Source organism: Serratia sp. BNK-17 (genome assembly GCF_048684935.1).
Taxonomy (GTDB): Bacteria; Pseudomonadota; Gammaproteobacteria; order Enterobacterales; family Enterobacteriaceae; genus Serratia; species Serratia nematodiphila.
This window is the reverse complement of record NZ_JBLQTR010000001.1, coordinates 610100-636813: the sequence shown is the minus strand read 5'-3', so window position 1 is coordinate 636813 and position 26714 is coordinate 610100. Positions and strand designations below refer to the sequence as shown.

21 protein-coding genes and 1 pseudogene are annotated in these 26714 nt (G+C 60.8%); 13 read left to right on the top strand and 9 right to left on the bottom strand.

Annotated features, from left to right (window positions below; genetic code table 11):
* Window positions 1–32 precede the first annotated feature (32 nt).
* The gene (gene rdgC, locus ACMGF7_RS03140; protein WP_004940461.1) at window positions 33–944 is read right to left on the bottom strand and encodes a recombination-associated protein RdgC; all 912 of its coding nucleotides are present in this window, start codon (window positions 942–944) and stop codon (window positions 33–35) included.
* A 217-nt stretch (window positions 945–1161) separates the two neighbouring features.
* Here rdgC and mak point away from each other — a divergent pair, with 217 nt between their 5' ends.
* The 3 genes from mak to ACMGF7_RS03125 all read left to right on the top strand — a co-directional run bounded on the left by mak (window position 1162) and on the right by ACMGF7_RS03125 (window position 2795).
* Window positions 1162–2076, top strand: a complete 915-nt coding sequence (gene mak / locus ACMGF7_RS03135; RefSeq protein WP_049242876.1) for a fructokinase — start codon at window positions 1162–1164, stop codon at window positions 2074–2076.
* Window positions 2077–2178: 102 nt separating this feature from the next.
* The gene (locus ACMGF7_RS03130; protein ID WP_004940455.1) at window positions 2179–2412 is read left to right on the top strand and encodes a type II toxin-antitoxin system Phd/YefM family antitoxin; all 234 of its coding nucleotides are present in this window, start codon (window positions 2179–2181) and stop codon (window positions 2410–2412) included.
* The gene (locus ACMGF7_RS03125; RefSeq protein WP_015376820.1) at window positions 2409–2795 is read left to right on the top strand and encodes a type II toxin-antitoxin system VapC family toxin; all 387 of its coding nucleotides are present in this window, start codon (window positions 2409–2411) and stop codon (window positions 2793–2795) included. Before ACMGF7_RS03130 ends, ACMGF7_RS03125 begins: the two co-directional genes overlap by 4 nt.
* Here the strand turns inward: ACMGF7_RS03125 and licT are convergent.
* The 3 genes and pseudogenes from licT to sbcD all read right to left on the bottom strand — a co-directional run bounded on the left by licT (window position 2792) and on the right by sbcD (window position 8352).
* Complete coding sequence (gene licT / locus ACMGF7_RS03120) at window positions 2792–3640, bottom strand: BglG family transcription antiterminator LicT (RefSeq protein ID WP_004940446.1); 849 nt, start codon at window positions 3638–3640, stop codon at window positions 2792–2794. The genes ACMGF7_RS03125 and licT overlap by 4 nt on opposite strands.
* A gap of 232 nt (window positions 3641–3872) precedes the next feature.
* Entirely contained in the window at window positions 3873–7124 is a 3252-nt protein-coding gene (sbcC, locus tag ACMGF7_RS03115) for an exonuclease subunit SbcC (RefSeq protein ID WP_420286351.1), read from the bottom strand.
* Window positions 7121–8352, bottom strand: a pseudogene (gene sbcD, locus ACMGF7_RS03110) (exonuclease subunit SbcD). The gene sbcC and the pseudogene sbcD overlap by 4 nt, the downstream one beginning before the upstream one ends.
* 215 nt (window positions 8353–8567) lie before the next feature.
* Here sbcD and phoB point away from each other — a divergent pair.
* The 5 genes from phoB (at window position 8568) to proY (ending at window position 14857) form a co-directional block, all read left to right on the top strand.
* On the top strand, window positions 8568–9257 hold the full coding sequence (gene phoB / locus ACMGF7_RS03105; protein ID WP_004940438.1) for a phosphate response regulator transcription factor PhoB: 690 nt from the start codon (window positions 8568–8570) through the stop codon (window positions 9255–9257).
* 24 nt (window positions 9258–9281) lie between these two features.
* Entirely contained in the window at window positions 9282–10598 is a 1317-nt protein-coding gene (gene phoR, locus ACMGF7_RS03100; protein WP_197842934.1) for a phosphate regulon sensor histidine kinase PhoR, read from the top strand.
* A 14-nt stretch (window positions 10599–10612) separates the two neighbouring features.
* Entirely contained in the window at window positions 10613–11575 is a 963-nt protein-coding gene (locus ACMGF7_RS03095; RefSeq protein ID WP_197842933.1) for a PstS family phosphate ABC transporter substrate-binding protein, read from the top strand.
* Between the two features lie 485 nt (window positions 11576–12060).
* Window positions 12061–13377 carry a branched-chain amino acid transport system II carrier protein gene (gene brnQ, locus ACMGF7_RS03090; protein ID WP_015376824.1) on the top strand — a complete coding sequence of 439 codons (1317 nt, stop codon included), beginning with the start codon at window positions 12061–12063 and terminating at the stop codon, window positions 13375–13377.
* A gap of 73 nt (window positions 13378–13450) precedes the next feature.
* The gene (proY, locus tag ACMGF7_RS03085) at window positions 13451–14857 is read left to right on the top strand and encodes a proline-specific permease ProY (RefSeq protein ID WP_004940425.1); all 1407 of its coding nucleotides are present in this window, start codon (window positions 13451–13453) and stop codon (window positions 14855–14857) included.
* 32 nt (window positions 14858–14889) lie between these two features.
* Here proY and ACMGF7_RS03080 read toward each other — a convergent pair whose 3' ends face one another.
* Together ACMGF7_RS03080 and ACMGF7_RS03075 are read right to left on the bottom strand one after the other, a co-directional pair.
* Window positions 14890–15153, bottom strand: a complete 264-nt coding sequence (locus ACMGF7_RS03080) for a hypothetical protein (protein WP_049242823.1) — start codon at window positions 15151–15153, stop codon at window positions 14890–14892.
* A 132-nt stretch (window positions 15154–15285) separates the two neighbouring features.
* A complete protein-coding gene (locus tag ACMGF7_RS03075) occupies window positions 15286–16542 on the bottom strand; it encodes a mechanosensitive ion channel family protein (protein ID WP_004940416.1) in 1257 nt (418 codons plus the stop codon).
* Between the two features lie 246 nt (window positions 16543–16788).
* Between ACMGF7_RS03075 and malZ the strand changes: the two genes are divergently transcribed.
* Window positions 16789–18612, top strand: a complete 1824-nt coding sequence (gene malZ, locus ACMGF7_RS03070; protein WP_164095461.1) for a maltodextrin glucosidase — start codon at window positions 16789–16791, stop codon at window positions 18610–18612.
* 53 nt (window positions 18613–18665) lie between these two features.
* Here the strand turns inward: malZ and ggt are convergent, their stop codons facing one another.
* From ggt to ACMGF7_RS03055, 3 genes are all read right to left on the bottom strand, one after another.
* Window positions 18666–20429, bottom strand: coding sequence for a gamma-glutamyltransferase (ggt, locus tag ACMGF7_RS03065; RefSeq protein WP_420286350.1), 1764 nt, complete (start codon window positions 20427–20429; stop codon window positions 18666–18668).
* Between the two features lie 234 nt (window positions 20430–20663).
* On the bottom strand, window positions 20664–21266 hold the full coding sequence (locus ACMGF7_RS03060) for a peroxiredoxin C (protein WP_004940403.1): 603 nt from the start codon (window positions 21264–21266) through the stop codon (window positions 20664–20666).
* A 230-nt stretch (window positions 21267–21496) separates the two neighbouring features.
* Window positions 21497–22078 carry an ACP phosphodiesterase gene (locus tag ACMGF7_RS03055; RefSeq protein ID WP_015376830.1) on the bottom strand — a complete coding sequence of 194 codons (582 nt, stop codon included), beginning with the start codon at window positions 22076–22078 and terminating at the stop codon, window positions 21497–21499.
* Between the two features lie 120 nt (window positions 22079–22198).
* Between ACMGF7_RS03055 and queA the strand changes: the two genes are divergently transcribed.
* From queA to secD, 4 genes are all read left to right on the top strand, one after another.
* Window positions 22199–23269 (top strand): tRNA preQ1(34) S-adenosylmethionine ribosyltransferase-isomerase QueA, encoded by a 1071-nt coding sequence (queA, locus tag ACMGF7_RS03050; protein WP_004940394.1) that lies wholly within the window; start codon window positions 22199–22201, stop codon window positions 23267–23269.
* A gap of 72 nt (window positions 23270–23341) precedes the next feature.
* Window positions 23342–24466, top strand: coding sequence for a tRNA guanosine(34) transglycosylase Tgt (tgt, locus tag ACMGF7_RS03045; protein ID WP_004940392.1), 1125 nt, complete (start codon window positions 23342–23344; stop codon window positions 24464–24466).
* 33 nt (window positions 24467–24499) lie between these two features.
* On the top strand, window positions 24500–24832 hold the full coding sequence (gene yajC / locus ACMGF7_RS03040) for a preprotein translocase subunit YajC (RefSeq protein WP_004940391.1): 333 nt from the start codon (window positions 24500–24502) through the stop codon (window positions 24830–24832).
* 24 nt (window positions 24833–24856) lie between these two features.
* Window positions 24857–26704, top strand: a complete 1848-nt coding sequence (secD, locus tag ACMGF7_RS03035; RefSeq protein ID WP_004940390.1) for a protein translocase subunit SecD — start codon at window positions 24857–24859, stop codon at window positions 26702–26704.
* The last annotated feature ends 10 nt before the right edge of the window (window positions 26705–26714 follow it).

The window sequence follows — 26714 nt, the reverse complement described above, 5'->3', positions numbered from 1 at the left end:
GATGCTGGGCCCTGGTCATTTCTGAGGCGAGATTAACGCTGGGCTTCGCCGCCGAGCGCTTCGATGGTGTTTTTGATCAACGCCGCCAGCTCGCTGGTCATCAGGATAAAGTCGGCGTCAAAGCGCTGGGCGAAGTCGTCGCGATCGATGTCGTCGTTCTGTTCGCGCAGCGTGTCGGCGAACTTCAGGCGCTTGAGCGAGCCGTCGTCCGACAGCATCAGCTGGATGCGCTCTTGCCAGTCCACCGCCAGCTTGGTCACCAGCTTGCCGGCTTCGATGTGCACCGCGATTTCGTCGCTGATCAGATTCTGCTTCTTGCAGCGGATTACGCCGCCTTCTTCCAGAATCGCTTTCAATTCCGCTTCATCCTGAATGGCGAAGCCGGCCGGCATCTCGCCGGAACGCACCCATTCGGTCAGCGTCAGTTCGATCGGGCTTTCCATGGTCAGCGGCACCACAGGCAGCGAGCCGAGGCTTTTACGCAGCAGCGCCAGCGTGTCTTCGGCGCGTTTGGCGCTGGCGGCGTCGACCATGATCAGATCGTTGACGGTGTCTATCCACATGAAGGTCTGGTTGAAGCGGCTGAACGCGCGCGGCAGCAGGCTGTGCAGCACTTCATCCTTCAGCGCGTCCTTCTCGGTTTTCTTCAGTTTGCGGTGTTGCTCCGCCTCCAGGCGCTCAATCTTGGCCTGCAGCTCTTGCTTGATCACCGGCGACGGCAGGATTTTCTCTTCCTTGCGCGCGCAGATGACGATCTGGCCGTTGACCGCGTGCGTCAGCGCATCGCTGTGCGAGCCCATCGGGGAGACCCAGCCGGTCTTCGCCATGTCCTGGCTGCCGCACGGCGTGAAGGCGAACGCGCTGAGTTGTTTTTCCATTTCATCCGCGTTTAACGCCACTTCGCGGCTCAAACGGTAAACCATCAAATTCTTAAACCACAGCATAATGTTATCCCTGGCTGGGCGTGCGTTCGGCACGCTGATTCGTCAAAAGCAGGGCGGCATGATAACGAATTGACGCTGAAAAATCGCCCCATTCTCTCCGAATTGCGTCGCTTTGCGCATCGGGAAAGGACGGGACGGAGAATGGGAAACAGGTGATTCATTCGCGCGCTTACATTAGGCTGTGACAACGCTGCGCGGCATCGAGGAGAAAAAATACGTGCGCATTGGCATCGACTTGGGTGGAACGAAAATTGAAGTGATCGCGTTGGCGAATGACGGGCGGGAGCTGTTTCGCCATCGCATCGCCACGCCGCGCCATGACTACCGGCAAACCCTGGCGGCGATCGCCGGGCTGGTGAAACTGGCGGAGGATCATACCGGCGAACGAGGATCGGTCGGGATCGGCATTCCCGGCACGCTGTCGCCGTTTACCGGGCGAGTAAAGAACGCCAACTCGGTGTGGCTCAACGGCCAGCCGCTGGATAAGGATCTGTCGGCGCTGCTGGCGCGCGAAGTGCGCATCGCCAACGACGCCAACTGCCTGGCGGTGTCGGAAGCCACCGATGGCGCCGGCGCCGGCGCGAAAACCGTGTTTGCGGTCATCATCGGCACCGGCTGCGGCGCCGGCGTGGCGCTGAACGGCCAGGCGCATTCCGGCGGCAACGGCATCGCCGGCGAATGGGGCCACAATCCGCTGCCGTGGCAGGATGACGATGAGCTGCGCTACGCCCGCGACGTGCCGTGCTACTGCGGCAAGCCGGGTTGCATCGAAACCTTTGTTTCCGGCACCGGTTTCGCCACCGACTATGCGCGCCTGAGCGGCAATGCGCTGCAAGGGCATGAGATCATGGCGTTGAGCGAGCGGGGCGATGCGTTGGCGGAGCAGGCGATTGGCCGCTACGAAATGCGATTGGCGAAATCGCTGGCGCACGTGATCAACATGCTGGATCCGGACGTGGTAGTGCTCGGCGGCGGCATGAGCAACGTGGATCGTCTGTATCGCACGGTGCCGCAACTGGTGAAAGGCTGGGTGTTCGGCGGCGAGTGTGAAACGCCGATCCGCAAGGCGGTTCACGGCGATTCCAGCGGCGTGCGCGGTGCGGCCTGGCTGTGGCCGCAACAGCAGCGCTAAGCGTTGCAACAAAGCGCGAGGCTGCTCGCGCTTTAAACCCTTCACTGTACAAAAACTGGACGGCGCTTTATGCTTTAGCTAACTTAGCTAAGGAGGACGCGTATGCCGATTCAGGCCAATATGCACGAAGCCAAATCCAATCTGAGCCAACTGGCGGACAGAGCCGCGGAGGGAGAAACCGTGATTATTGCAAAAGCAGGGAAGCCGTACGTACAGCTGGTCGCCATCAAGGGGGAAGCGCGTCGCCCCGGCGCCGCCAAGGGCAGGTTCACCGTGCCGGCGGATTTCAACGCCGGGGATGCGGCCATTGCGGCGCTGTTTGAGGGCGATGAATGAAGCGCCTGCTGCTGGATACCCACGCGTTGCTGTGGTGGCTGATCGATGACGCCTGCCTGGGCGCCAACGCCAAAAGGCAGATCGCCGATCCGGGCAATGCGGTGTACGTCAGCGCGGCCAGCATTTGGGAGATCTCGATCAAGCAGGCGCTGGGCAAGCTGGCGCTGCCGGAAGACATCTTTGCGATCATCGAGGCCGAAGATTTTCTGTCGCTGCCGATGGACGCCTTTCATTGCCAACAGGCCGGGCAGCTGCCGCCACACCATCAGGATCCTTTCGATCGCATGCTGATCGCGCAGGCGCAGGCCGAGGGGCTGACGCTGATTTCCGCCGACGCGGTGTTTCCGCAGTACGGCGTGCGGGTGGCGGACGCCCGCCGTTAAACCGGCTTTTCCTCGCTTTCGCTGCGCACCCGTTCGATATGAATGGTCAGGAACATCATCTCTTCCGTGGTGAGCTGGTGCTGATAGTGCTTTTCGATGTGGCGGTTGATCTTGCCGGCGCAGGCGAATGACTCGCGGTACTTCTCTTTCACCACCTGATACAGCGAGTCGTCGTCGCTGTCGACGTAGTTTTTCCCCAGCAGGCGCTGGGCGAAAAATTTCAAGTGGGTGACGAACCGGTGGTAGCTCAGGGATTCCTCGTTGTAATCAAAGCGGAAATGGTATTTGACCAGGTTGAGGATCTCTTGCATCACGCGGGTAATGTGCAGCGTGTTGTGCATCTCGTCGTTAAGCTGGGCGTTGACCAGATGCAGGGCAATAAATCCGGCTTCGTCTTCCGGCAGCGCGGTATCCAGCCGCTGGGCGATCAGAGCCAGCGCCTCCAGCCCGACGGCGAATTCGGCCGGGTAGAGTTTTTTAATCTCCCACAGCAGCGCATTTTTGATATCCAGCCCTTGCGCATGGCGCTGCAGGGCGAAATGGATGTGATCGGTGAGTGTGATGTAGACGATGTTATGCAACTTGCCCGGCAGGCGTTCACGGGCGAGGGTGATGATCCTGTCGGCAGTGGTGACGCAGGCCAATGGGATCTCGGCGAGCAGCTCTTTATAGCGCTCGGCGATTTCACCGCCGTTATGGGTGAACACCTTTTCGATCAGGCTTTCGTCCAGCGTATCGCCGGGCTTCTTTTTAAAGCCGATTCCTTTTCCCATCACCACCGTCTCTTCCTGACGGTCGTCCAGCGTAATCACCACGTTATTATTGAGTATTTTAGCGATTTTCATGGTTTTTCCCGGTGTTTCAGCATCCTGAAAACGAAAAAACCTGACGCCCGGAAGCGATCCCGGGCGTCAGGTTTTGCCTGTATTTTATGTTTCTGCCCTGCGGCCCTGAGCGGCGGAGGGGATACAGTAACAATCCTATTATGTTGGCATAATAACCCGTGCCCGCCGCAGCTCAACGCTTTTCACTGCGGAGTGCCGCCGCGGTCACACTTCTGCGCCGCGCGCAGCGGGATCATTCCAGCCTGAAGTGCGCCTCCAACCGGCTGACGCCGAGCTCGTTGACCTTTTTCACTTTGATCTGCACCGGAATGCGCTCTTTCATCGCCTCGACGTGACTGATCACGCCGATGGTTTTGCCGGAGGCGTTCAGACTGTCCAGCGCGTCCAGCGCGGTATCGAGGGTTTCGGCATCCAGCGTGCCGAAACCTTCGTCGAGGAACAGCGAGTCGATGCTGGTTTTGTGGCTGACCAGATCGGACAACGCCAGCGCCAGCGCCAGGCTGACCAGGAAACTCTCGCCGCCGGACAGGGTGCGGGTATCGCGCAGCGCGTCCGCCTGCCAGGTGTCCACCACCTGCAGCTCCAGCGCGTCGCTGGTCTTGCGCTGCAGCAGGTAGCGCCCGTGCAGCCGGCCGAGCTGGTTGTTGGCCAGGTAAACCAGATGATCGAGCGTCAGCCCCTGAGCGAAGCGGCGGAACTTGTCGCCTTCTTTTGAGCCGATCAGTTGGTTGAGGTAGCTCCAGTCGTCGTAGTCTTGCTGGCTGCGGGCGATCTGCTCGAACAGCGCCTGCTGATTGAGACGGCGTTCGGCGTCGCTTGCCAGCTGGTTGCGCAGTTCGCCCTGGCGCAGCTGCAGCGCCTTCAACTGCTGCGCCAGCTCGGCCAGCGATTGGGTGAACGCATCGAGATCCGCGTTGGCTTCATCCAGCCCTTCAGGGCGGTTCTGCCGGTGCTGCTCCAGCGTTTGCGTCGCCTGTGTCAGCAGGGCGGTGGCCTCTACCTGCCGCTGTTGCAACTGCTCTTTGCGCTGCTGCAATTCGCGGCGCAGGACATCGTCCAGCAGCGCGGCGGCGAAGGCGGTTTCATCGGCGAATTCGCTGTCGGCCAGCGCCTGCTGCCACTGCTGCTGCGCCTGCTGCAGCCGCTCCTGCATCTGGGTGTGTTGTTGTTGCAGCCCGGCCTGCTGGCCGGCCAGGCGCTCGCGCAGTTCCTGCGCCTTTTGCCACTGCTCGGCGGCCTGCAAACTGGCCTGTTCACAGGCGGTTTGTTTGGCGCGCAGCTGTTCGCGCACCTCGGCGACCTGTTGTTCGCCGAACAGCGCCAGCCGCTGCGCGCGTCGTTCGGCAAGGGTCTTCTCGCCTTCTTGCCAGCGTTGTTGCAACTCTTGCTGCTGTTGCAGGCTGTCGGCGTGGGCTTTCTGCAGCAGCGTAAAGCGTTCTTCGAGCAACGCCAGCTGTTGCTGCGTCTGCTGCTGCTGCGTTTGCAGAGCGATGAGCGCATCCTTCGCCTGCTGTACCGCCTGCGCCGCCTGTTCATGCTGCTGCAGCGCCTGTTGCCCGCGCCGTTCTTCGTCGTCGCAGCCGTTCAGCCAGGCGCTGAGTTGCTCGCCATCCGCCAGCGTAAAGTCGAACGCCAGCGGCGCGCTGAGCTGCCGCCACTGCTGCTGTTGGCCGGCCAGCTGTTGTTCATCCTGCGCGATGGTTTGCTGCTGACGCTGCAATTGCTGTTGCAGGTTGTCGTAACGGGCTCGCAGCTCGACGCCTTGTTTTTGCAATGCTTCGGTCTGGACTTTCATTTGCTCCAGACGTTGCGCGGTTTCTGACAGTTTTACCTCTTGGTATTGTTCTACCGCCGGGTGCTCGCATGAGCCGCACAGCGGGCAGGGGGCGCCGGGTTGCAAACGGGCGCGCTCGGCCTCCAGACCCACGATCCGTTGTTCCAGCGCATAGGTTTTTTCAACATCGGCCTGGTGGGCTTTCTGCTGCTTAAATCGCTGACGGATGAGTTCTAGCTGCGGTTCCAACTGGGTAAGTTCATGTTGACCGCTGTTTAGCTCTTGCCGCTGTTGTTCCAGCCGTTTAACGATTTGCTGCGATAAAGAGGATAGAGTAAACAGCTGCTGGCGCGTCGGGCGCAGATCTGCCAGGGCACTCAGGCGCTGGCGCAGCGGGGCCAGCGGCGTTTGCGCCTCCAGCGCTTGCTGCTGTTGCTGTTGAACGGCCAGCGCTTGGGTCAGCGTGTTCAACTGCTGCTGATGCTGTGCGGTCTGCGTCGTCAGTTGGCTGCGCTGGACGGTGAGCTGCTCCAGCGCGGTCTGCTGCTGGGCGCATTGCTGCGCGGCGGCATCGCCGGCCTGTCTACGTTCGGCCTGTGTCGACTGCAGTTGGGCTATTTGATGGTCAAGCGGCGCCACCTGGTCATCGATCAACTGTTGCTGTTGCCGCATGTGTTCGGCATGCGCTTGCTGCGCCTGGCGGGTTTTCTCCACCGCCTGCTGCAGCGGCGCCAGCTGCGCCGACTGCTGTTCCTGCTGTTGCGTCAGCTGGGCTGCCTGCTGTTGTATCGTCTGCAGCTCGGCGCGGCAGCGATCGCGTTCACCGCGCAGCGGCCGCAATTTCTCGGCCGGTTCGCTGAGCGCCAGCCGCTGCAGCTGCGGGGCGGCCTCCGTCTGCTCGCGCTGGGCGGTGTCCAGCCGCAATTGCCCCTCGCTTTGCTGTTGCCGGAGGCGTTGCCATTGCTGCAGCCAGCTCAGCGCCTGTTGCTGTTGCCGGGTTTGCTCGCCGAGAGCGCTTTCCTGCCCGCTCAGCGCCGCCAGCTGTTCGGTCAGAGACTGGCGCAGCTCGTCGTTTAGCAGTTCGATGCCGCTGGCGCGTTGGTGCAACGCATCCAGGTCGGTTTTGGCCTGCTTGTGCGACTCGAACACCTGTTCGGACAACCGCCCGTAGATTTCGGTGCCGGTCAGCTCTTCCAACAGCTCGGCGCGATCGTTGGCGTCGGCGTTGAGGAACGCGGCGAACTGCCCCTGAGACAGCATCATCGACTTGGTGAAGCGGCCGAAGTCCAGCCCGGTGATGGCGGCGGTGATCTCCAGCTTGTCGCGCACTTTGTCCGCCAGGATCTTGCCGTCCTCGCGGCGCGCCAGTTCGACCTTCGGCGCCTGCAGATTGCCGTCCGGCGCGTTTTTGGCGCGGCGCTGGCTCCAGAAGGCGCGATAGCCGATGCCCTTGACCTCGAACTCGACCTCCGCCAGCGATTCGGCGGTGTGGCGGGTCATCAGTTCATTCTGGCTTGGCGTGACGTTGAGACGCGGCGTCTGGTGGTACAGCGCCAGGCAAATGGCGTCCAGCAGGGTGGTTTTGCCCGCGCCGGTCGGGCCGGTAATGGCGAACAGACCGTTGCTGGCGAACGGCTCGGCGGTGAAGTCAATTTTCCATTCGCCCTGCAGCGAGTTGAGGTTTTTTAACCGCAGGCTGAGGATCTTCATGAATTCGTCTCCTCGGCGTTGTGTTGCACCGCCTCGACCACCTGGCGGAACAGTTGGTGCATCCGCCGTTGGCGCGCTTCGGGCATGTCGGCCTCCTGCGCCAGGCGCCGTTCGAACACCTCGTTGACGCTCAGCTCGTTGAGCGTTTCCTTATCCTGCTGCGCGATCGCCTGGCGGCGCTGCTCTTTACTGCGCCGCAGCAGCACCACTTCCACCGGCAGCGCATCCGCCATCAGCTGGATGCGGCGTTGGATATCGCTGAGGTAGTCCTGCGTCGCCACTTCGATATCCAGCCACACCGGCAGCTCGCCGGCATAATCGGCAAATTGCCGCAGCTGCCGTTCGATCTCGGCCAGATCGCCTTTGATCAGTTGCATGGGCTGAAACTGCGGGATCGTTAACGTTTCTACCCGCTGCAAAGCGCCGTCGGCGAAATCCACCAGGAAGACGCTTTTGGCTTTGCCCAGCTCATCGAAGCTCAGCGGGATCGGCGAGCCGCTATAGCGAATATGCTCCGATTTGGCGACGTTCTGCGCGCGGTGAATGTGGCCCAGCGCGATATAGTCGGCGGGGGGAAGGCCTGCGCCGGGAAGGCGTCGAGGGTGCCGATATAGATGTCGCGCACCGAGTCGGAGGTGGTAACGCCGACGGTGGTCAGGTGGCCGGTGGCGACGATCGGCAGCGGCAGGCCCAACTGGTCGCGGCGCTCGCAGGCCGCCTGATACAGCGTTTGATAATGTTCGGCGATGGCTTCCTGCAACGCCTGTTGTTTCTGCGCGCCGGATTCGCCGGCGCGGCTGGTGAGCAGATCGCGCGGCCGCAGGAACGGGATGGCGCACAGCACCGCGCCCGGCTGGCCGTCGCGTTGGTTAAGCACCACGATCTGCTGTTCCGGGGCGCCCTGCGCGCTGGCGATCACCGTGGTGTTCAGGCAGGAAAGCAGTTCACGCGATTCGTTCAGCGTCGCGACCGAATCGTGGTTGCCGCCCAGCACCACCAGCTGGCAGCCGGTGCGCTGCAGTTCCACCACGAAGCGGTTGTACAGCTCGCGGGCATAGCTGGGCGGCGAGCCGGTATCGAACAGATCTCCGGCGACGATCAGCGCATCCACCTGCTGCTGATCTACCTGTTCGATCAGCCAGTTCAGAAAAGCCTGGTGCTCGGCGGCGCGGCTTTTGGTGAAAAAGTACTGGCCAAGGTGCCAGTCAGAGGTGTGGATCAGGCGCATGACACTCCCGGATGTAAAGATAATGGCGATGATTATAAAGGCGGCGGCGGCGGCTGTCCCGGCGCAATGATGATGACAACCGGATGATTTTTCGTTACTGCGGGAAATAATCGCTATGCTTACTGCCTATAACAGCCGGTTTTTTTCATAAAAGTGTCACAAAACTGACGCATAATGGCGCCCGAAAAGTCGCTAACACATTGGCAGGATTGACGATGGCAAGACGCATACTGGTGGTGGAAGACGAAGCGCCGATCCGTGAGATGGTGTGCTTTGTGTTGGAACAGAATGGTTACCAACCGTTGGAAGCCGAAGATTATGACAGCGCCGTGACGCGTCTGTCTGAGCCGTTCCCTGATTTGGTGTTGCTTGACTGGATGTTGCCCGGCGGTTCCGGCATTCAGTTTATCAAACATATGAAGCGCGAAGCGCTGACCCGCGATATCCCGGTGATGATGTTGACCGCGCGCGGCGAAGAAGAAGACCGGGTGCGCGGCCTGGAAGTGGGGGCGGATGATTACATCACCAAGCCGTTCTCGCCCAAGGAGCTGGTGGCGCGCATCAAAGCGGTCATGCGCCGCATTTCGCCGATGGCGGTGGAAGAAGTGATTGAAATGCAAGGGTTGAGCCTGGATCCGTCCTCCCACCGCGTAATGGCGAACGATCAGGCGCTGGACATGGGGCCGACCGAGTTCAAGCTGCTGCACTTCTTTATGACCCACCCGGAGCGGGTTTATAGCCGCGAGCAGTTGCTTAATCACGTCTGGGGCACTAACGTTTATGTGGAAGACCGTACCGTTGACGTGCATATCCGTCGGCTCCGCAAGGCGTTAGAAACCAGTGGGCATGATAAAATGGTTCAAACCGTTCGGGGCACCGGCTACCGGTTCTCAACGCGCTACTGATCGCGCCGCGCTGGAGAATATGCCGTGTTAGAACGTCTGTCGTGGAAGAGGCTGGCTTTGGAGCTGGCTCTTTTCTGTCTGCCCGCCTTACTGCTGGGGCTGATTTTCGGTTATCTGCCCTGGTTCCTGCTGGCCTCTGCGCTGGCTGCGCTGGTGTGGAATTTCTACAACCAGCTCAAACTCTCCCATTGGCTGTGGATCGACCGCAGCATGACGCCGCCGCCCGGCCGCTGGAGCTGGGAGCCGCTGTTCTATGGCCTGTATCAGATGCAGCAGCGCAACCGCCGCCGCCGGCGCGAGCTGGCGCTGCTGATCAAGCGCTTTCGCAGCGGGGCCGAATCACTGCCTGACGCGGTGGTGATGACCACCGTCGAAGGCAATATCTTCTGGTGCAACGGGCTGGCGCAGCATCTGCTCGGCTTTCGCTGGCCGGAAGACAACGGTCAGCACATCCTTAACCTGCTGCGTTATCCGGAATTCAGCCACTATCTGCAACAGCAGGAGTTTTCGCGCCCGCTGACGCTGCAGCTGAACAACGAACACTACGTCGAATTCCGCGTGATGCCCTATTCCGAAGGGCAATTGCTGATGGTGGCGCGCGACGTCACCCAGATGCGTCAGTTGGAGGGCGCGCGGCGCAACTTCTTCGCCAACGTCAGCCATGAGCTGCGCACGCCGTTGACGGTGCTGCAGGGCTACCTGGAAATGATGGGCGACGAAGAGCAGGACGGCTCGCTGCGCAGCAAGGCGCTGAGCACCATGCAAGAGCAGACCCGCCGGATGGACGGGCTGGTCAAGCAACTGCTGACGCTGTCGCGCATCGAGGCGGCGCCCAATGTCGACATGAACGAGCGGGTGGATATTCCGCTGATGCTGCGGGTGTTGCAGCGCGAGGCGCAATCGCTGAGCGGCGGCAATCACGAGATCGCTTTCCGGGTGAACGAACAGCTCAACGTGTTCGGCAATGAAGACCAGTTGCGCAGCGCGGTGTCTAACCTGGTGTACAACGCGGTCAACCACACGCCGAAGGGCACCCATATCGAAGTCAGCTGGCAGCAGACGGCGCATGGCGCGCAGTTCCAGGTCAGCGACAACGGGCCTGGCATCGCCGCCGAGCACCTGCCGCGCCTGACCGAGCGTTTCTACCGCGTCGACAAGGCCCGCTCGCGCCAGACCGGCGGCAGCGGGCTGGGGCTGGCGATCGTCAAACACGCGCTCAGCCATCACGACGCGCGGCTGGAGATCCTCAGCGAACCAGGGATCGGCACCCGCTTTATCTTTACCTTGCCCAACCGGTTGATTGTTCCGGCCGCTTTATCAGAGAATGCGGTGAAAAATTAACGCGAGACACCGGTATGACCCGAATAACCCGAGGGCTGTTGCTTTGCCTGGCGCTGCTGGCCGGACGCGGCGCGCTGGCGCAGCCTGACGGCATGTTGGCGGGCAACCTGTCCAGCGTCGGTTCCGACACGCTGGCGAATCTGATGGCGCTGTGGGCGCAGGATTTCAGCCAGCATTATCCCAACGTCAACCTGCAGATCCAGGCCGCCGGTTCGTCGACCGCGCCGACCGCGTTGGCGGCGGGCGCCGCGCAGCTGGGCCCGATGAGCCGGCCGATGAAGGCGGCCGAGGTTTCGGCGTTCGAACACCGTTACGGCTATGCGCCGCTGGCGGTGCCGGTAGCGGTGGATGCGCTGGTGGTGTTGGTGCATCAGGACAATCCGCTGCGCGGCCTCAACCTGCAGCAGCTCGACCGCATTTTCTCCGCCACCCGGCGCTGCGGCGAAAGCCAGCCGCTGACGCGCTGGGGCGAGCTGGGGCTGCGCGGCGACTGGGCGACGCGCTCGCTGCAACGCTTCGGCCGCAACTCGGCGTCCGGCACCTACGGCTATTTCAAACTGCGCGCGCTGTGCGGCGGCGATTTCATGCCGCGCGTCAATGAGCTGCCCGGTTCGGCCTCGGTAGTGCAGGCGGTGGCCGGTTCGCTCAACGGCATCGGCTACGCCAGCATCGGTTTTCGCGCCAGCGGCGTGCGGCTGCTGCCGCTGGCGGAGTCGGGAGAAGACTATGTCGCGCCTACCGCCGCCAACGTGCGCAACGATCGCTACCCGCTGTCGCGCTATCTGTATATCTATATCAATAAAGCCCCCCATCAACCGCTGGAGCCGCTGACCGCCGCGTTTCTCGATCGCGTGCTGTCGACACCAGGGCAAAGCCTGGTCAATCACGACGGCTATCTGCCACTGCCGCCGGCCGCGCTGCAGAAGACCCGCCAGGCGCTCGGGTTGCCACCGCTCGCGCCGGCCATGATGCAATAAGCGACAAAAAGCGGCGTAATTTTCGCCTTTTTTCACGGCAAAACGGAGCTTATGCCACGCGAAAATCGGGCATTTATTGGCGTTTTCGCGCGGTAAAGTGATATATGCTTCACGTTTCGTGAATTCATTGTTCAAAAATGATACAAATCATGTAGTGTATATTTATTGATAGCCAATATGATCGACTGGTGGCTAAAGTTTATATGGTCGATAGCTCTGCTTTTCGCCGTGCGTCTTGCCTTGAAGCGCTATAAACGTTTACCTTAGCCTTCGTTGTCGGATTAAACCTCCATTTTTATAACTCCTAAAATTTTGCCCATCTTCATGAGCGGCCACTTTCGAATAGGGACATAAACGCCGGATCGACTGCGTTTAGGGTGCTTATTTGGCGCGGCGACGATCGGGCATGCCGGCAACCGGGTGGGGCGTTTCGCCACCACGCTATCGGACAATTTTTTTCATTTGAACAGGCAACACGACATCGTATGAGTCATCGTTTAACGTCAAAAGATATCCTGGCATTGGGCTTTATGACCTTTGCCTTATTCGTTGGGGCCGGGAACATCATCTTCCCGCCGATGGTCGGCTTGCAGTCCGGTGAACACGTCTGGACTGCGGCGCTGGGCTTCCTGATCACCGCCGTGGGCCTGCCGGTCATCACCGTCATCGCGCTGGCGCGCGTCGGCGGCGGCATCGACGCCCTCAGTTCGCCGATCGGCCGCGGCGCCGGCCTGCTGCTGGCGACTGTCTGCTACCTGGCCGTCGGCCCGCTGTTCGCCACGCCGCGCACCGCCACTGTGTCCTTCGAAGTGGGCATCGCCCCGCTGACCGGCGACGGCGCCATGCCGCTGTTCATCTACAGCCTGGTGTATTTCGCGCTGGTGATCGGCATCTCTCTGTATCCGGGCCGCCTGCTCGATACCGTCGGCCACGTGCTGGCGCCGCTGAAGATCGTCGCGCTGGCCGTACTGGGCATCGCCGCGCTGCTGTGGCCTGCCGGCGCGCCGATTCCGGCGACGACGGCTTATCAGAGCGTGCCTTTCTCCTCCGGCTTCGTTAACGGCTATCTGACCATGGATACGCTGGGCGCGCTGGTGTTCGGCATCGTTATCGTCAACGCGGCGCGCTCGCGCGGCGTGAAAGACGCCGGCCTGTTGACCCGTTACACCATTCTGGCCGGTTTGATCGCCGGCGTGGGCCTGACGCTGGTGTACCTGAGCCTGTTCAAGCTGGGTTCCGGCAGCGGCGCGCTGGTGCCTGACGCCACCAACGGCGCGGTGATCCTGCACGCTTACGTTCAGAACACCTTCGGCGGCCTGGGCAGCTTCTTCCTGGCGGCGCTGATCTTCATCGCCTGCATGGTGACCGCGGTAGGCCTGACCTGCGCCTGCGCCGAGTTCTTCGCGCAATACCTGCCGTTCTCGTACAAGACGCTGGTGTTTATTCTGGGCCTGTTCTCGATGGTGGTGTCCAACCTCGGCCTGAGCCACCTGATCCAGATCTCCATTCCGGTGCTGACCGCGATTTACCCGCCGTGCATCGTGCTGGTGGTGCTGAGCTTCACCCTGCGTTGGTGGCACAGCGCGCCGCGTATCATCGCGCCGGTGATGCTTGTCAGCCTGTTGTTTGGTATCCTTGACGCGGTGAAAGCGTCCAGCTTCCAGCAGCTGCTGCCGGCCTGGACCACTCACCTGCCGCTGGCGGAGCAGGGGTTGGCATGGTTGCCGCCTTCGCTGCTGATGCTGGTGCTGGTCGCGATTTATGATCGGGTGTGCACGCGTTCCCAAGTGACCGCGCACTGATAATCCCCCGGCTTAATCCAGGGCCACGGACATGTCCGTGGCTTTTTTACGTTTAAAACTATGGGTCATCTTCATGCAACAACAGTCACCCACCACCGCCTCCGACAATAAGCTGAAACGCGGCCTCAGTACGCGCCATATTCGCTTTATGGCGCTGGGGTCGGCCATCGGCACCGGGTTGTTCTACGGCTCGGCGGACGCCATCAAAATGGCCGGCCCGAGCGTGCTGCTGGCTTACCTGATCGGCGGCATCGTGGCCTTCATCATCATGCGCGCACTGGGAGAGATGTCGGTCAATAACCCGCAGGCCAGCTCATTTTCCCGCTACGCGCAGGACTACCTCGGCCCGATGGCGGGTTACATCACCGGCTGGACTTACTGCTTTGAAATCCTGATTGTCGCCATCGCCGACGTGACCGCCTTCGGCATCTATATGGGCGTCTGGTTCCCGGAAGTGCCGCACTGGATCTGGGTGCTGAGCGTGGTGCTGATCATCGGCGCCATCAACCTGATGAGCGTCAAGGTATTCGGCGAGCTGGAGTTCTGGTTCTCGTTCTTCAAGGTCGCCACCATCATCATCATGATCGCGGCCGGCATCGGCATCATCATCTGGGGTATCGGCAACGGCGGGCAACCGACCGGCATTCATAACCTGTGGTCGAACGGCGGCTTCTTCAGCAACGGCGTTATCGGCATGATCCTGTCGCTGCAGCTGGTGATGTTCGCTTACGGCGGCATTGAAATCATCGGCATCACCGCCGGCGAAGCCAAAGATCCGAAAAAATCGATTCCCAAAGCCATCAACTCGGTGCCGTGGCGCATTCTGGTGTTCTACGTCGGTACGCTGTTTGTCATCATGTCGATCTACCCGTGGAACCAGGTGGGCACCAACGGCAGCCCGTTCGTGCTGACCTTCCAGCATATGGGCATCACCGTGGCGGCAGGCATCCTCAACTTCGTGGTGATCACCGCTTCGCTGTCGGCGATCAACAGCGACGTGTTCGGCGTCGGTCGCATGCTGCACGGCATGGCCGAACAGGGGCACGCGCCGAAGATGTTCAGCAAGGTGTCGAAACGCGGCATTCCCTGGGTGACGGTAGTGGTGATGATGCTGGCGCTGTTGCTGGCGGTGTACCTCAACTACATCATGCCAGAGAGCGTGTTCCTGGTGATCGCCTCCCTGGCGACCTTCGCCACCGTGTGGGTGTGGATCATGATCCTGTTCTCCCAAATCGCCTTCCGCCGCAGCCTGAGCAAAGAGCAGGTGAAGCAGCTGGCGTTCCCGCTGCGCGGCGGGGTGTTCACCTCGGTGGTGGCGATCGTGTTCCTGGTATTCATCATCGGCCTGATCGGCTATTTCCCGACCACGCGCGTCTCGCTGTACGCCGGCCTGGTCTGGGTGGTGTTGCTGCTGGCGGGGTACTGGTTCAAGGTCAACCGCCAGAAAAAACGCGCGCTGCTGGCGACGCAGCAAGACTAAATGGAAAAACACCGGCTGAGGCCGGTGTTTTTTTAGGGGTTATCTTCCACTTCCTCATCCCCGGCGGCGCGCGCTTCGATGCGCATACCGCCGTCGTTCAGGCGTTCCTCCTCTTCCTCGCCGGCGCAGCGTGCCAGCACTTCGCGAATGTCCTGCAGATTGCTGCTAAGGGCGCTCAGCGAAGGTTGCAGATTGCGGGGCATGCGGCTTTCATCCAGCGATGCGCTGTGCAGGCAGCCGATAAACAGCAGCGTGGCCATCAGGGTGAACAGCCGATGACGTAACCGTTTCAGCAAGAGCTTTCCCTCTCGGTGGTGAAGGTGATGGCGCATTAACGCCGTTTTCACCGGGGAAAAGAAGGGGATGGAGATATCTGCTGGCAATTGAAAGCGAATAATTACCAGCAGACACAGTTACGTCAGCCGACGTCAGGAAGCGTTCGCGCTTTGTCGCAGCATGCCGCGCAGGTCGTTGCCGGTCGGCGTCTGATGCACGCGCAGGCCGAACTCGTCGATCACCGCCAGGATATGGTCGAAAATATCCGCCTGAATGCTTTCATACTCCGCCCAGACCGTGGTGTTGGTGAAGGCGTAGATTTCCAGCGGCAGGCCCTCCGGCGTCGGCGCCAGCTGGCGCACCATCAGCGTCATGTTCTGGTGAATACGCGGATGAGCGCGCAGGTAGGCTTCCAGATAGGCGCGCAGCGTGCCGAGGTTGGTGAGACGGCGGCCGTTGAGCGGCGAGGCCAGATCGACGGCGATCTCCTGGTTGTGCTGGCTCAGCTCCTGGGTTTTGTTATTCAGATAGCTGTGCAGCAGCGGGTTGCGCTGCAGGCGGCGCTGTTCCTCTTCCGACAGGAAGTGCACGCTGCCGGTGTCGATATTCAGGCTGCGCTTGATGCGGCGCCCGCCGGATTCCGACATCGAACGCCAGTTCTTGAATGAGTCGGAGATCAGCGCGTAGGTGGGGATGGTGGTGACGGTGTTGTCCCAGTTGCGCACTTTGACCGTGGTCAGGCCGATGTCGGTGACCGCGCCGTCGGCGCCGTATTTCGGCATTTCCAGCCAGTCGCCGATCTTGAGCATATCGTTGGCGGAGAGCTGAATGCCGGCCACCAGCCCGAGGATCGGATCCTTGAACACCAACATCAAGACCGCGGTCATGGCGCCCAGGCCGCTGAGCAGCAACAGCGGCGATTTGCCCATCAGCAATGAGACGATCATGATGCCGATCAGGATCGCCGCCACCAGTTTCAGGCCCTGGAAAATGCCGCGCAGCGGCAGCTGATTGGAAATCGGGCTTTGGCGCAGCAGCGCCAGCAGCGTATCCAGCAGCGAGAACAGCGACAGCAGGGTGAAGGCGAGGATCCATACCTGCGCGGCGGTGACGATCACCGCCTGGGTCTGGCTGCCGCTCTGCAGCCACAGCGTCGCCTGGATGCTGATGATCACCCCTTGCAGCAGCAGCGCCACGCGCTGGAACAGTTTGTATTGGGTGATGGCCTGTTGCCAAACGCGTTGCGACTGCTGGCCACGGCGCTGAAGAGCAGCCAACACCACCCGGTGCAGCACCAGGTGGATCGCTACCGAGATCAGAACAATCAACCCCAATACCATCAACAGCGACATCACTCCGCCGAATTCCAAACCAAACTGTTCCAGCCAGCGCGTTATCTGTTGTTGCATTACCGCTCCTTAAAAAATGCGCAAAAAATATCCTGTAAACTTAAAACGCGTTAGCCTAAGGGGTAACGTGCAGGATTTGTGCCTGTTTACCTTTTTTTACATCAAGTTAGCGCTATTTTTCGGTCTCCGCCCCCCGGCTCATCCCCGGGTTTTGCGGCCAGAGAGGAGGGGGAGTTGCACTTAACGTGGCATTGTTCGTTTCTTGAAGAACGCCGTCGATTTCGTTTGGTACAGCAGGAGAACAGTATGCTTAACGCCTGGCATCAACCGGTCCCGCCTTTTGTTGTGAAGCAAGGGCAACGTTTGGATATCACGCTGTGGTTACAAGGGGATGAACTGCCTGAACGGGTATTTTTGCGCGCCGAACCGGACAATGAAGAGTGGCTGCTGGTGATGAAAGCGCAGCGCCACGAGGGGATGCGGCGCTACCAGGCTAGCCTGACGCTGAATGAGGGCGAGCCGACGCGGCGATACTGCTTCAAGCTGCTGTGGGCCGATCGCCAACAGTGGTTCGGCCCGCAGGGCTGGTCGTCAACGCCGCCGGGCCAGCTGGCGCAGTTCGCCGTCGACGATCCTGATAATGGCCCCGAGTGGGTGGCGGATCAGCTGTTCTACCAGATTTTCCCCGATCGCTTCGCCAGCAGCGGCGGCGAGCACGGCATCCAGAGCGGCAGCTATCGCCATCATGCGGCCGGCGCCGAGGTGATTCGGCGCGACTGGCAGCACCCGTTGGAGGATCGCCACGCCGCCTCGACCTTTTACGGCGGCGATCTGGACGGCATCAGCGGCAAACTGCCGTACCTGCAGCAGCTGGGCGTGACGGCGTTGTACCTGAACCCGATTTTTACCGCGCCGAGCGTGCATAAGTACGATACCGAGGACTATTACCAGGTCGATCCGCACTTCGGCGGCAACGCGGCGCTGCAGCGTTTGCGAGTAAGCACTCACAAGGTAGGCATGAAACTGGTGCTGGATGGGGTATTCAACCACACCGGCGATTCGCACCCGTGGTTTGACCGCCATCGTCAGGGCGAAAACGGCGCCTGTCACCACCCCGATTCGCCGTATCGCGGCTGGTTCAACTTCTACCCGGACGGCCGCGCGCTCGATTGGAAGGGCAACGCCAGCCTGCCGAAGCTCAACTTCGCCGAGCCGCAGGTGGCGGAAGCGATTTATCAGGGGGAAGGCAGCGTGGTGCGTCACTGGCTGCGCCCGCCGTACAGCATCGACGGCTGGCGGCTGGACGTGGTGCATATGCTGGGGGAGAACGGCGGCGCCACCGGCAATCTGCGCCACCTGGCGGGCATCTATCAGGCGGTGAAGCAGGAGAATCCGCAGGCCTATGTCTTGGGCGAGCACTTCGGCGACGCGCGCCGCTGGCTGCACGCCGGCGTGGAGGATGCGGCGATGAACTACATGGGATTCGCGCTGCCGGTGCGGGCGTTTTTAGCGGGGCTGGACGTGGCCTACCACCCGGTGCGGCTGGACGCAGCCGGGTGCGTGCAGTGGATGGACGGTTACCGCGCCGGGCTGCCGCACAGCCGCCAGCTGATCCAGTTCAATCAGCTGGACAGCCACGATACCGCGCGTTTCCTCACGCTGTTGCAGGGGAACGCGGCGCGCATGCAGATGGCGGCGGTGTGGCTGCTGAGCTGGATCGGTGTGCCTTGCCTCTATTATGGCGATGAGATTGGGTTGGACGGCGGCAACGATCCGTTCTGCCGCAAACCGTTCCCGTGGGACGTCGCCGACTGGGATCGGCCACTGCTGGCGCTGTTCCAGCGCATGGCGGCGCTGCGTAAACAGAGCCTGGCCTTGCGCCGTGGCGGCTGCCAGGTGCTGTACGCCAGCGGCGAAACGCTGGTGTTCGTGCGCCTGTATCAGCAGGAGCAGGTGCTGGTGGTGCTGCAGCGTGACGGCAGCGGCCAGGTGCAGCTGCCGCATAACCCGCTGCTGGCGCGCGGCCCGTGGCGGCGTGTGGAAGGGCGGGGAGAGTTGAGCGAAACGGCGGGCGGGTTGCGCCTGCAGTTGGCGGAAGAGTCGGCCACCGTATGGCTCTGCGAAGGTTAAAGAAACTGCGGGGGCCAAAGGGCCCCCGCGATTAAGGTAAGTGGGTATTTACATCAGTAACCGACCGCGGAACCTGCCGGACGGCGCACGTCGTTGGCGCCGTACAGATAGCCTTCGCGCACTTTGCCGGAAACCGCCGAATCGTTGCCGGAGTTGGCCGGAGTGACGCCCGCCGCGCCCGGCAAGCCGACCAGAATCAGTTCGGCGGCGCCCCACGGCGTTTGCTCGACCATCTTATAGCCCATGCCGCTCAGCAGCTTCAGCGTATCGGCGGAAACGCCGCGCTGTTCGTAGTACACCTCATCCGGCAACCATTGGTGATGGATGCGCGGCGCGTCCACCGCTTCCTGCGGCGCCATGCCGTGGTCGATCACGTTCAACGCGGTCTGCAGGGTGATGGTGATGATGCGCGAACCGCCCGGCGAACCCAGCACCATAAAGATCTTGTTGTCCTTGGTCACCAGCGTCGGGCTCATCGACGATAGTGGGCGCTTACCGGGGGCAATGCTGTTGGCGGTGCCTTGCACCAGCCCGTACAGGTTTTTCTCGCCCACTTTGACCGTAAAGTCGTCCATCTCGTCGTTGAGGAAGAAGCCGGTGCCCGGTGCGATCACCACGGCGCCGAAGCGGCCGTTGACGGTATAGGTGGTGGAGACCGCGTTGCCGTCATGGTCGACAATCGAATAATGGGTGGTTTCCGGTTTCTCATGCGGCTCCATGCCGGGCTGCACGTTTTCCGACGGCGTGGCTTTGTCTGCAACGATTTTCTTGCGGATCTGCTCGGCGTAGCTCTTGCTCACCAGCCGGTCGATCGGGTTCTTGATGAATTCCGGGTCGCCCAGGTAGGTGTTGCGGTCCATGTAGGCATGGCGCATCGCCTCGGTCATGGTGTGAATGGCCGCCGCCGAGTTGAAGCCCATGCTTTTCAGATCATAGCCTTCCACCACGTTGAGGATTTCGCACAGCGTCACGCCGCCGGAGCTGGGAGGCGGCGCCGACACGAACTTGTAGCCGCGATAGCTGCAGGTGATCGGCGGCGTTTCGGTGACCTTGTAGTTGGCGAAGTCGGCCGCCGTCAAAATGCCGCCGCCCTGTTTGGCCGCTGCCTCCACGGCCTGCGGGATCTTGCCTTTATAGAAGGCGTCGGTTCCGCCTTTGGCGATGGCCTCCAGCGTGTTGGCCAGATCGGTTTGCACCAGTTTATCCCCCGGCTGCAGCGGGCTGCCGTCCGGGCGCAGGAAGATTTTGGCCGATTCGGGATCCTGCTTGAAGCGTGCGATGGTGGTGTCGAGGATATCGGTGTCGGCGCGGGTCAGCACAAAGCCTTCGCGCGCCAGCTTGATCGCCGGTGCCAGCACCTGTTCGCGGCTCAGTTTGCCGTACTTCTCGCGCGCGGTTTCCATCCCCAGCACGGTGCCCGGCACGCCCGCCGCCAGATAGCCGTACAGGCTGGCATATTTCTTCACCTTGCCGTCGGCATCCAGATACATGTTGGCGCTGGCCGCGGCCGGCGCGGTTTCGCGGAAGTTGATGAAGGTATCGGTGCCGTCCGCCAGGTGGACGGTCATAAAGCCGCCGCCGCCGATGTTGCCGCAGCAGGGGTTAACCACCGCTTGCGCATAGCCGACCGCCACGGCGGCGTCGATGGCGTTGCCGCCCATTTTCAGGATATCCACCCCGACCTGAGAGGCCAGATGCTGCGAGGTGACCACCATGCCGTTTTGGGCCTCCACCGCCGGGTTGGATGCCGCGTACAGGCTGCCGCTGACCAGCAGCGCCGCCATGGTCAGGGGTTTGCTCCATTTCTGTAAAAACATAGTTATTCCTACCCTGTCAGTTTTTTATTGTGTTGTGTTTGCTTGCCGTTACTCACTTGCAAAGCGCGAGCCAGCGTTATTGATAGTAGCCGCAGATGGGCGTACGCGCGGTGAACAGGGTGGGAAATGTGAGCGGAAACAGGGAAATAAAGCACTGAAGGCGGGCGGGCTGCCCCAAAATGGAGCATAAAAAAACCGGCCGCGGGGGCCGGTTGATTCACTATCAGGCTGAAATTACAGCTTGGCAGCGTTTTCAGACAGGTATTTTGCCACGCCGTCTGGGGAAGCGCCCATACCTGCTTTGCCTTTTTCCCACTGAGCCGGGCACACTTCACCGTGCTCTTCGTGGAATTGCAGCGCGTCAACGGTACGGATCATTTCGTCGATGTTACGGCCGATTGGCAGGTCGTTAACCACCTGAGCACGCACGATGCCGTCTTTGTCGATCAGGAAGGAGCCGCGCAGCGCAACGCCGGCTTCCGGGTGTTCGATGCCGTAAGCTTTCTGGATTTCACGCTTAACGTCAGCAACCATTGCGTATTTCACTTCACCGATGCCGCCTTTGTCGACAGGGGTTTTACGCCATGCGTTGTGAACGAATTCTGAGTCGAAGGAAACGCCAACCACTTCAACGCCACGCTTCTGGAACTCTTCATAGCGGTGATCGAAAGCGATCAGCTCGGAAGGGCATACGAAGGTGAAGTCCATTGGCCAGAAGAACAGCACGGCTGGTTTGCCGTTCAGGTGCTTCTTCAGGTTGAAGTTTTCAACGATTTCGCCGCTACCCAGTACGGCAGCTGCAGTGAAGTCAGGGGCTTGACGAGTTACCAGGACCATAATTACTCCTGTAATAGGTGTTAAAGGGTGGATGTAAAAAACAAGGGCCAGTATAGGGGCCGTGACTTGGTGAATAAAGGGTAAAAGACCAATCGATGAGATAGCTTTCACCTATCAAAGTCGTTGATATAATTTATCGAGCTTTAAAAATAACCTTTTCCCACAAAAGGGCAAGCGGCAAAACGTAAATTCTTGCAAGGCGCTGCAATTTCAAACGCTTGGGCTTGACCTCAGAGCGTTTTTTCCTTCGCCTGCCGCATCATTTGCGGATAAAACTGCCAGAATTGTGTTTCAAGCTGATGATAATGTTGTTCGACATCGGCGAACGAGCCGGCCAGCGCCTCAAGGCGCGGGCGGCGGCTGGCCATGCCCTGCAGCACCCGGGCGATGAACGGCAATTCGGCGTAGCGTTCCAGCCAGCGCTCCGGCCACAGATAGCCGTTCAGGTTCTGAAAACGCGGCGGCGTGAGCGGCAGGTAAGGTTCGATCTGGCTGCGGGCTTCCTGGGTGAACTGGTGCAGATCGCGCGAGGGCTCCAGCTGCTGCCAGTGGCGCGCCAAAAAATGGTCCCACACCACGTCAAGGGTGATCGGCGCCACGCGGCGGTAGGGGGCGCTGAAATAGTCGCGGCAGGCTTTGACCTGCGGCAGGCTGTCGGTCAACACGTCGACGCGGCGGTGCATCATGATGCCGGCCACCACATCGGGCTGGTAGTCGGCGGCGGGATTGCCGCGCACGAAGTCGGCCAGCAGGTTGCCCAGCAGCGAGCTGTCCGCCAGCATGGCCAGGTGAAGATGAGCGAGAAAATTCATCCCTCAACTATACCTGAAGTCAGGCAAATCCTCCTTATTTCTTGCCGCTGACCGCCCCCGGCTTTAGACTAGGCCGCCTGTTTTTTACCAACCAGCCCTAAATTGAAGAAGTGAATACCCATGCGCGTCGCTGATTTTTCGTTTGAACTTCCCGAATCCCTGATTGCCCATTATCCCCAGGCCGAGCGCAGCGCATGCCGCCTGCTGCAGCTGGACGGGCCGAGCGGGGCGCTGACGCATGGCGTATTCACCGATCTGCTGGACAAGCTGGAGGCCGGCGATCTGCTGGTGTTCAACAATACCCGCGTGATCCCGGCGCGGATGTTCGGCCGCAAGGTCAGCGGCGGCAAGATTGAAGTGCTGGTGGAGCGTGTGTTGGACGACCATCGCGTGCTGGCGCACGTGCGCGCGTCGAAAGCGCCGAAGCCGGGCGCCGAGCTGCTGCTGGGGGATGACGAGAGCATCGCCGCCACCATGGTGGCGCGCCATGAGACGCTGTTCGAGCTGCGTTTCAACGACGAGCGCGACGTATTCACCATTCTCAACGCGGCCGGCCATATGCCGCTGCCGCCGTATATCGCTCGCCCGGATGAAGACGCCGACCGCGAGCTGTATCAGACGGTTTATAGCGAGAAGCCGGGCGCGGTCGCCGCGCCGACCGCCGGCCTGCACTTCGACGAACCGCTGCTGGCGGCGCTGCGCGCCAAGGGCGTGGAAATGGCGTTCGTGACGCTGCACGTCGGTGCCGGCACCTTCCAGCCGGTGCGCGTGGAAACCATCGAAGATCACGTGATGCACGCCGAATACGCCGAAGTGCCGCAGGAGGTGGTCGATGCGGTGCTGGCCTGCAAAGCGCGCGGCAAGCGCGTGGTGGCGGTGGGCACCACCTCGGTGCGTTCGCTGGAAAGCGCCGCGGCGGCCAGCAAAGAGGCGCTGATTGCGCCGTTCTTCGGCGACACCAGCATCTTTATCTATCCGGGCTATCACTACCAGGTGATCGACGCGCTGGTGACCAACTTCCACCTGCCGGAATCTACCCTGATCATGCTGGTGTCGGCCTTCGCCGGCTATAAAAATACCATGAACGCCTATCAGCAGGCGGTAGCCGAGCAGTATCGCTTTTTCAGCTACGGCGATGCGATGTTCATCAGCCGTAATCCGCAGGCGGAAAACGAATCCGTCGGCGGCTAAATTCCCGGGCTGCGCGCACGGCGCGGCCCCGTTTCAACGACATCAGACTGTTTCTCTGATGCTGGAGGCTTTGTGAAGTACGAACTACAAACTACCGATGGCCGCGCTCGCCGCGGCCGCCTGATTTTCGACCGCGGCGTGGTGGAAACCCCGGCCTTTATGCCGGTCGGCACCTACGGCACGGTCAAGGGCATGACGCCGGAAGAAGTGAAAGAGACCGGCGCGCAGATCCTGCTGGGCAACACCTTCCACCTGTGGCTGCGCCCGGGCCAGGAGATCATGAAACTGCACGGCGATCTGCACGACTTCATGCAGTGGCCAGGTCCGATCCTCACCGACTCCGGCGGTTTCCAGGTGTTCAGCCTGGGGGCGATGCGCAAGATCAAAGAGGAAGGCGTGTACTTCCGCAACCCGATCAACGGCGACAAGGTGTTCCTGAGCCCGGAAAAATCGATGGAGATCCAGTATGACCTGGGCTCCGACATCGTGATGATCTTCGACGAATGCACGCCATACCCGGCCGACTGGGACTACGCCAAGCGTTCGATGGAAATGTCGCTGCGCTGGGCGGAGCGCAGCCGCAAGCGTTTCGACGAACTGGAAAATAAAAATGCGCTGTTCGGCATCATTCAGGGCGGCGTTTACGAAGATTTACGTGATGTTTCCGTCAAAGGGCTGGTGGATATCGGCTTTGACGGGTACGCTGTGGGCGGCTTGGCTGTAGGCGAGCCGAAAGAGGATATGCATCGCATTCTTGAACACGTTTGCCCGCAAATTCCGGAAGATAAGCCACGCTATTTGATGGGCGTCGGCAAGCCGGAAGATTTGGTGGAAGGCGTGCGCCGCGGCATCGACATGTTCGATTGCGTCATGCCGACCCGCAACGCCCGCAACGGCCATTTGTTCGTGACTGACGGTGTGGTAAAAATCCGTAATGCCAAGCACAAGGATGATACTTCTCCGCTGGATAAGGACTGTGATTGCTACACTTGTCGCCATTACAGCCGCGCCTACTTGCACCATCTCGACCGTTGCAACGAAATATTGGGTGCTCGACTGAACACGATTCATAACCTGCGTCACTACCAGCGCCTGATGGCGGGTTTACGCCAGGCTATCGAAGAGGGTAAATTAGAGCAGTTTGTTGCGGATTTCTATGGTCGGATCGGCAAGCCGATTCCGCCTTTAAACGCTTGATCTAATAATTGATAACTTAATGAGGGAATTTCAATGAGCTTTTTCATTTCTGACGCCGTCGCATCCGCAGGGGCTCCGGCTCAGGGAAGCCCGTACTCTCTGATCATTATGCTGGTGGTGTTCGGCCTGATCTTCTACTTCATGATCCTGCGCCCACAGCAGAAACGCGCGAAAGATCACAAGAAGCTGATGGACTCCATCGGTAAAGGCGACGAAGTGCTGACCACCGGCGGCCTGATCGGTCGCGTGACCAAAGTGGCCGACACCGGCATCATCGCCATCGCGCTGAACGACACCACGGAAGTGATGATCAAGCGTGACTTCGTGGCGGCCGTTCTGCCGAAAGGTACCATGAAGGCCCTGTAATCTTTTTTCCCGAAGGGAATTGCCGTGCTAAACCGTTATCCTTTGTGGAAGTATCTGATGTTGATCGTCGTGATCCTCGTCGGTCTGCTTTATGCGCTTCCCAACATCTACGGTGAGGATCCGGCCGTACAAATCACTGGCGCGCGCGGCGTCGCCGCCAGTGAAACTACGCTGGACCAGGTCCGTACCGTATTAGAAAAAGACAACATCGCGAGCAAGTCGATTGCGCTGGAAAATGGCGCCATCCTGGCTCGCTTTAAAGATCCTGACGTTCAGCTGCGCGCCCGCGAAGCGCTGGTGACCGAGCTGGGTGACAAATTCGTCGTGGCGCTGAACCTGGCGCCGGCCACGCCGACCTGGCTGGCCATGCTGGGCGCAGAGCCGATGAAACTCGGCCTGGACCTGCGCGGCGGCGTGCACTTCCTGATGGAAGTGGACATGGACACCGCGCTGAGCAAGCTGCAGGAACAGACCATGGATACCCTGCGCAGCGAGCTGCGCGAGAAGGGCATTCCTTACGCGTCTATCCGCAAGCTGGACAACAACGGCGTGGAAGTTCGCTTCCGCGACGATGCGGCTCGCGACCAGGCCATCAGCTACATCGGCCCGCGTCAGCGCGATCTGGTGCTGTCCGCCAATGGCGCCAACACCATGAAAGCCAACCTGACGGACGCCCGTCTGAGCGAAGCGCGCGAATACGCCGTACAGCAGAACATCACTATCCTGCGTAACCGCGTCAACCAGCTCGGCGTCGCCGAACCGCTGGTGCAGCGCCAGGGCGCCGACCGCATCGTGGTTGAGCTGCCGGGTATTCAGGACACCGCGCGCGCCAAAGAAATTCTGGGCGCCACCGCGACTCTGGAGTTCCGTCTGGTGAACACCAATGCGGATGCCACTGCTGCGGCCAACGGCCGCGTGCCGGGCGACTCCGAGGTGAAATACACCCGTGACGGCCAGCCGATCGTGCTGTACAAGCGCGTGATCCTGACCGGTGACCACATCACCGACTCCACTTCGAGCACCGACGAATACAACCAGCCGCAGGTTAACATCTCGCTGGACAGCGCCGGTGGCACGTCGATGTCCAACTTCACCAAGGACAACATTGGCAAGCCGATGGCGACCCTGTTCGTGGAGTATAAGGACAGCGGCAAGAAAGACGCCAACGGCCGTGCGGTGCTGGTGAAACAGGAAGAAGTGATCAACGTGGCGAACATTCAGTCGCGTCTGGGCAACAGCTTCCGCATCACCGGCATCGGCAACCCGAACGAAGCGCGTCAGCTTTCGCTGCTGCTGCGTGCGGGTGCGCTGATCGCGCCGATTCAGATCGTCGAAGAGCGCACCATCGGTCCAACCCTGGGTCAGCAGAACATCACCCAAGGTCTGGAAGCCTGTCTGTGGGGCCTGGTGGCGTCCATCGTCTTCATGGTGGTCTGGTACCGTAAGTTCGGCGTGATCGCCACCACGGCGCTGGTCGCCAACCTGGTGCTGATCGTCGGCGTGATGTCCCTGTTGCCGGGGGCGACGCTGACCATGCCGGGCATTGCCGGGATCGTGTTGACGCTGGCGGTGGCGGTCGACGCCAACGTACTGATTAACGAACGTATCAAGGAGGAGCTGAAGAACGGCCGGTCCGTTCAGCAGGCGATCCATGAGGGCTATAAAGGCGCGTTCTCCAGTATCGTCGACGCCAACATCACCACCCTGATCACCGCGGTCATCCTGTACGCAGTGGGCACCGGTTCGATCAAAGGCTTTGCGATCACCACCGCTATCGGTGTGGCGACGTCCATGTTCACCGCGATTGTCGGTACCCGTGCCATCGTCAACCTGCTTTACGGCGGCAAACGCATTAACAAGCTGTCTATCTGAGGAGTGCGTT

Coding starts and splice junctions, on each gene's coding strand:
- rdgC (WP_004940461.1), bottom strand. CDS start 944: ATGCTGTGGTTTAAGAATTTGATGGTTTACCGTTTGAGCCGCGAAGTG.
- ACMGF7_RS03130 (WP_004940455.1), top strand. CDS start 2,179: ATGCCGATTCAGGCCAATATGCACGAAGCCAAATCCAATCTGAGCCAA.
- ACMGF7_RS03125 (WP_015376820.1), top strand. CDS start 2,409: ATGAAGCGCCTGCTGCTGGATACCCACGCGTTGCTGTGGTGGCTGATC.
- licT (WP_004940446.1), bottom strand. CDS start 3,640: ATGAAAATCGCTAAAATACTCAATAATAACGTGGTGATTACGCTGGAC.
- sbcC (WP_420286351.1), bottom strand. CDS start 7,124: ATGAAGATCCTCAGCCTGCGGTTAAAAAACCTCAACTCGCTGCAGGGC.
- phoB (WP_004940438.1), top strand. CDS start 8,568: ATGGCAAGACGCATACTGGTGGTGGAAGACGAAGCGCCGATCCGTGAG.
- ACMGF7_RS03095 (WP_197842933.1), top strand. CDS start 10,613: ATGACCCGAATAACCCGAGGGCTGTTGCTTTGCCTGGCGCTGCTGGCC.
- brnQ (WP_015376824.1), top strand. CDS start 12,061: ATGAGTCATCGTTTAACGTCAAAAGATATCCTGGCATTGGGCTTTATG.
- proY (WP_004940425.1), top strand. CDS start 13,451: ATGCAACAACAGTCACCCACCACCGCCTCCGACAATAAGCTGAAACGC.
- ACMGF7_RS03075 (WP_004940416.1), bottom strand. CDS start 16,542: ATGCAACAACAGATAACGCGCTGGCTGGAACAGTTTGGTTTGGAATTC.
- malZ (WP_164095461.1), top strand. CDS start 16,789: ATGCTTAACGCCTGGCATCAACCGGTCCCGCCTTTTGTTGTGAAGCAA.
- ggt (WP_420286350.1), bottom strand. CDS start 20,429: ATGTTTTTACAGAAATGGAGCAAACCCCTGACCATGGCGGCGCTGCTG.
- ACMGF7_RS03060 (WP_004940403.1), bottom strand. CDS start 21,266: ATGGTCCTGGTAACTCGTCAAGCCCCTGACTTCACTGCAGCTGCCGTA.
- ACMGF7_RS03055 (WP_015376830.1), bottom strand. CDS start 22,078: ATGAATTTTCTCGCTCATCTTCACCTGGCCATGCTGGCGGACAGCTCG.
- queA (WP_004940394.1), top strand. CDS start 22,199: ATGCGCGTCGCTGATTTTTCGTTTGAACTTCCCGAATCCCTGATTGCC.
- yajC (WP_004940391.1), top strand. CDS start 24,500: ATGAGCTTTTTCATTTCTGACGCCGTCGCATCCGCAGGGGCTCCGGCT.